Here is a 3,912-nt window from a genome sequence, read left to right on the forward strand (position 1 = left end):
ACCTTGTTTGACAACCACCTGCGCCCCTACTTTGAGGACGGCAAGGCGATCGACCAGCCGCGCGGGCACTAGGGGGATATTTTGCCGAGACAAGCCGGTTACTACGAATGGGACGATCCTGAGCTTCACCCGGGCAACTAAAAGGAGGGAGGTTGGCACCAAACTCTTTTTGATGCCGACGGAAAGCTCAAGGACAATGCCCGGTTCGTGCCAATGGAAGAGTCAGAGCTCAAACCGGAAGTTATCCATGAAACCGTATACGTCACTAGTGACGCCAGGCGGGAGGAATTCCTCGATGATGAGATGAGGGAGGCTATCGCCTGGGCTCTGGCTGCTCTTGTAGTAAAGGGCGCTGAATTAGCGGCCCCCCGCGTCAAAGCGTGGTGGGACAAGGGGGCAGGGTCGTTCCGGCGCGTCAAGAGGCGATCTCTTCGTGCGCGAAGTAGGCCTACCACAAGCGAGAATCAAGATCGTGTTGAAGAAGCCCAGTCCTCCGATCTCGCTCAGAAGGACGAGGGGACTTCACGAGCGAAGATGTCGAGTGCGGAAGCGCAGGCTCGAATGATTGCCGCGGCGGCTGCGCGAGCCTTCGCAGAAGAACAGATGCGTTTGGTTACCGGTGCGGAAATCGTGGGGGCTACAAATCTGGACGAGGTCCGCGCGCAGCTTGCATCTATCCCGGAACACGAAATGGAGCAACTGACCGGATTGCTTGTTCGCCAGCCCGATCTGCTCACTGACGACAGTCTGGCCAATCTCGCAGCTTCATTACAACTTCAGCACCTTGAATTGGAACCTGTTCGCAAGCGCGGGAGAGGCGACGGCAGCAAATTTTAGAGAGGTATGCCCATCTAGCTACCGGCTTTGCTCGAGCGTCGTAGGATGCCCCTCCGTGGGAACCTTTATCGCAATCATCGGACTACTGCTCGCCACCGTCCTCGTCGCCGCGTTCGGTGAGCGCACCGGCCTGCCGTGGCCGGCGCGTCTGACCGTTGTGGTCGCGCCGGTGATCTTCATCCCCGTATCGACACGGTGTCCATCGATCCGCACCTGATCCTGCCGATCTTCCTGCCGCCGCTGCTGTGGTCGCTGGCCCGGCGCACGAGCTGGGGGCAAATCGGCTCCCAGCTCAACGTGGTGCCGACCATGTCGATCATCCTGGTGTTCCTCACGGTCGCGGCGCTGACCGCCACGGCGATGTTGATGCTGCCGGGGCTGAGCCTAACTACCGCGATGGTGCTCGCCGCCGCGATCGCCCCGCCGGATCCGGTGGCGGTGGACGCAGTGGCGGGCCCGGCGGGCATCCCGAAGCGCATCACCGGCACGCTGCAGACGGAGGGACTGTTCAACGACGCCGCCTCCATCGTGACCTTCAATGTCGCCATGGCAGCCGCGGTCGCGCACGGCGAGGTCGACTTCGGCAAAGGCGCCCTGCAGTTCCTTTACGCCGCCATCGCCGCGGTTCTGATCGGCCTGGTCGTGGGCAGGTTGGCCGCCATGTTCGCCAACTCCGTACCCGATTCCGTGATCCGCACCGCGTTTACCTAGGTGCTCCCATTCGCCATCTATGCCGGCTGCGAGGCCATTCACGCCTCCGGCGTCATCGCGATCGGCCATGACCGCCGAGGACCGCCTCACCGGACACTCTTTCTGGGAGACGGTGGAACTGCTGTTCACCGGCGTGGCGTTCGGCCTGATTGGCATGAGCGTGCGCGACGCCATCGACACCGCCGGCACGCACATCTGGCAGGCGGTGAAGGTGGGCGTGGTCCTGTCCGTCGTCACGTTCGCGGTGCGCTTTGTCTGGATGTGGGTGCTGTACAAGATCAACCAGAAAAAGCACCACACAAACGTCTCCCCGCTGCGCCTGCAGGAGGTCTTGCTCATGGCGTGGGCGGGCATGCGCGGGCTGGTCACGCTGGCGGTCGTGCTGGCGATCCCGGCGTCGGCGACGAGCTACCACCACGAGCTCTCTGTCATCGCGTTGACCGTGCTCACCTGCACGATGGTGGTGCCGGGGCTGTTGCTGCCGTGGCTCGTCGATAAGCTTGACCTGCAAAACAGCCCCGCCGGCGACAAGGCACTCGAGGAGCTGAACCAGCGCGCCTTCGACGCTGCGCGCAAGGCGGTCCGCGAGCACGGCGAGGAGTACGCGCCGGAGGCGTACGCGATGATGCAGGAGCGCCTCGACTCGATCGCGGAGCAGCGCCTGCAGGACCCCGACGGTTCGGAGGAACGCAAGGCTGCCTTCGACCGTGCCCGCGCGGGGGCTGCGCAGTTGCAGGAGGTCGCGTTGCGGGCTGCCAGCCGCGAACTGCAGCAGGCGCGCCGCGAGCGCAAGTACAACCCCGCGGACGTCGATGCGGTGATCGCGGACCTGGACCGCCTCATCCTCGCACGCGACCGCAAGGCCCTCACCGCGCCGAGTTCGATGTGGGAGAAGTAAGGGGCCTTTGCCTATCGACGAGCCTCTGGCCCGCCCCGTTTCCCAAATGCCAAGTAAACCGCTTTCAAAACGCCAAGTGGATTGTTTTCAAAACGCCAAGCAAGCCCCTTTCAAAACGCCAAGTAGATGTTCGTAGCTGCTACTATGCTGCCGTATGGTGAACGGGTATATTCCACGATTGGCGGATGCTGAATTGGAGCGATCGCTCCGCAGGCAGGGCGGCGTGCTCATCCAGGGGCCGAAAGGCTGCGGGAAAACAGAGACGGCGAAGCAGCAAGCAGCGAGTTTTCTTAATGTAGAGACTGATCCCGGAGTCACCCTCGCTATGGATAATGACCCGCGGCTGCTGCTTGAAGGTGCCACACCGCGACTCATCGACGAATGGCAGTTGCAGCCGAGATTGTGGGATTTCGCGCGGCACGTTATTGATGAACGTCAGGCGAAGGGGCAGTTCATCTTCACCGGGTCCACGGCCCCTGGGGCGGACGCGACGAGCCACTCGGGTGCGGGCCGGTTCGCGCGAATGACGATGTCGACTATGACCCTCTTTGAAACCGGGGAATCGGATGGGTCGGTTTCACTTGCCGCTGCGGTTGCAGGTGACCCATTGCCGTTTTCGACACCGGACTTAACACTGCCTCAATTGGCGGAACGCGTGTGCCGGGGCGGCCTTCCTTACAACGTTGGTCTCCCGACTGATGATGCGTTGGAGAACGTCCGGGACTACGTACAAACCGTTGCGAACGTGGACATCCACACAGTTGGCGGCGTGAACCGTGATTCAGAGCGAGTACTGAGAATGATCCGTTCGTTAGCCCGTGGTGTGGGCACCGAACTGGAGCTGCAAACCATCGCCACAGATTCAGATACCTCACGGGAAACAACACGCGACTATCTCGACGCTCTTGCGAGCATTTTCGTCTCCGTGGATCAGCCTGCTTGGTTCACGCACTTACGTTCCAAGGCGACGTTGAGGAAGGCACCGAAACGCCATCTCGCTGATCCCTCCTTTGCTATGGCAGCGTTGGACCGAGGGCCTGAGCATCTACTTCGGGATCCCGCTTACTTCGGCCAACTCTTTGAGTCATTAGTGGTGCACGAACTTCGTGCGCTAACTGGGAGAACGGTGTACCACGCTCGGCTAAACACGAAACTAGAGGTCGACGCTGTCGCGAACGTTGGCGGCCGAGACGTGCTTGTTGAAGTGAAATTGGGCTACACCCCGGAGGTGATTGAGCATGCAGCCGGCACACTCAAGCGGTTTGCAGGGCACCTTGAGGACGACCCAGCCTTGGTGGTCATCACCTCGGGAGGACCCGCACTACGCCGGAGCGACGGGGTTGCAGTAATTCCTATTGGGGCTCTGGGTCCGTAGGTTTAGCTAGAGTGCAAAACTTGGCTAAGCCAGGATGCCCGGGCTGACTAGAGCCTAATTGCGGGCGCGTGGATTTTTGAATCCCGATGTT

5 protein-coding genes are annotated in these 3,912 nt (G+C 61.3%); all 5 read left to right on the forward strand.

All coding sequences use genetic code 11. From position 1 onward, the window contains the following. The first annotated feature begins 213 nt into the window (after positions 1-213). The 5 genes from HMPREF0298_RS06890 (at position 214) to HMPREF0298_RS06905 (ending at position 3,821) form a co-directional block, all read left to right on the forward strand. Positions 214-837, forward strand: coding sequence for a hypothetical protein (locus HMPREF0298_RS06890; RefSeq protein WP_006840413.1), 624 nt, complete (start codon positions 214-216; stop codon positions 835-837). Between the two features lie 55 nt (positions 838-892). Continuing rightward, complete coding sequence (locus tag HMPREF0298_RS12905; RefSeq protein WP_006840414.1) at positions 893-1,054, forward strand: hypothetical protein; 162 nt, start codon at positions 893-895, stop codon at positions 1,052-1,054. After that, on the forward strand, positions 1,033-1,548 hold the full coding sequence (locus HMPREF0298_RS12910) for a cation:proton antiporter domain-containing protein (protein WP_006840415.1): 516 nt from the start codon (positions 1,033-1,035) through the stop codon (positions 1,546-1,548). The genes HMPREF0298_RS12905 and HMPREF0298_RS12910 overlap by 22 nt, the downstream gene beginning before the upstream one ends. A 67-nt stretch (positions 1,549-1,615) precedes the next feature. Further along, positions 1,616-2,446, forward strand: a complete 831-nt coding sequence (locus HMPREF0298_RS12915; RefSeq protein WP_006840416.1) for a cation:proton antiporter domain-containing protein — start codon at positions 1,616-1,618, stop codon at positions 2,444-2,446. 154 nt (positions 2,447-2,600) lie between these two features. After that, positions 2,601-3,821 carry an ATP-binding protein gene (locus tag HMPREF0298_RS06905; RefSeq protein ID WP_006840417.1) on the forward strand — a complete coding sequence of 407 codons (1,221 nt, stop codon included), beginning with the start codon at positions 2,601-2,603 and terminating at the stop codon, positions 3,819-3,821. Positions 3,822-3,912 lie beyond the last annotated feature (91 nt).

It is taken from the genome of Corynebacterium lipophiloflavum DSM 44291 (assembly GCF_000159635.1).
Taxonomy (GTDB): domain Bacteria; phylum Actinomycetota; class Actinomycetes; order Mycobacteriales; family Mycobacteriaceae; genus Corynebacterium; species Corynebacterium lipophiloflavum.